Annotated in this window: 1 protein-coding gene; it reads left to right on the top strand. The window is 67.2% G+C overall.

Annotated elements, in window-relative coordinates:
• The first annotated feature begins 68 nt into the window (after window positions 1-68).
• On the top strand, window positions 69-962 hold the full coding sequence (locus K7640_RS29795) for an IS982 family transposase (protein WP_222958276.1): 894 nt from the start codon (window positions 69-71) through the stop codon (window positions 960-962).
• Window positions 963-990: the final 28 nt, after the last annotated feature.

Genomic DNA, 990 nt, shown 5'->3' with positions numbered 1-990 from the left:
GCCTAGACGAGTAAGTCCTAAGTCAGGACCGGGCTGCGGACGCAGCGAAGGGTGTTGATGATCCGTTTGTGACGACAGACATCAACACCCTTCTCACCGCACTGTACGTGAAGATCGATGACTGGCTCGGGCGGCCTGTCCGCGTCGGACGGCCGCCGAAGTTGACCGATGCCGAGCTGTTGACCCTGGCCGTGGCGCAGGTGTTGCTCGGGGTGCGGTCGGAGGCCCGCTGGCTACGGTTCGTGCCCCGTCACCTGCCCGGGGCGTTTCCGTACCTGCCGGGCCAGTCCGGCTACAACAAGCGGCTACGCGCAGCGTTGCCGCTGCTCAAGAAGGCGATCCGGGCGGTGGCCGCGGACACCGACCTGTGGACCGATGGTGTGTGGCTGGTCGACTCCACCCCGGTCGAGTGCGCCCGTTCCCGACCTACCGTCAAACGCTCCCAGCTGGCCGGCTGGGCCGGCTACAGCTACTGCGCCTCCCACTCACGCTGGTTCTGGGGGCTGCGTCTGCACCTGATCTGCACCCCGGCCGGACTCCCGGTCACCTGGGCCCTGGCCAACCCGAAACTCGACGAACGGCAGGTCCTGACCGCCGTGCTCGAACACGACCCGGACCTGCTGGCCGACCGTCCCGGCCTGCTGATCATCGCGGACAAGGGCTACATCTCCGCCGAGCTGGACCGCTGGCTGGCCGAACGCGGAGTGCGGCTGCTGCGACCGTCATACCGCAACCGCGCCCCACGCCCCGACGAACACCTCCTCAAACCGATCCGGCAGCTCATCGAGTCAGTCAACGACACCCTCAAAGGCCAGCTCGACCTCGAACTACACGGCGGCCGCAGCATCGAAGGCGTCGGCACCCGCATCGCCCAACGCCTCCTGGCCCTGACCGCCGCCATCTGGCACAACCGAAGCACCGGCCAACCCATCACCCGCTCCCTGATCGCCTACGACCACTGACCAGGGTTAGGACTTACTCGTCTAGGCC

This window comes from Micromonospora sp. PLK6-60, assembly GCF_019890675.1.
Taxonomy (GTDB): Bacteria; Actinomycetota; Actinomycetes; order Mycobacteriales; family Micromonosporaceae; genus Micromonospora.
The sequence above is the reverse complement of the archived record's forward strand: the minus strand, read 5'-3'. Positions and strand labels throughout refer to the sequence as shown.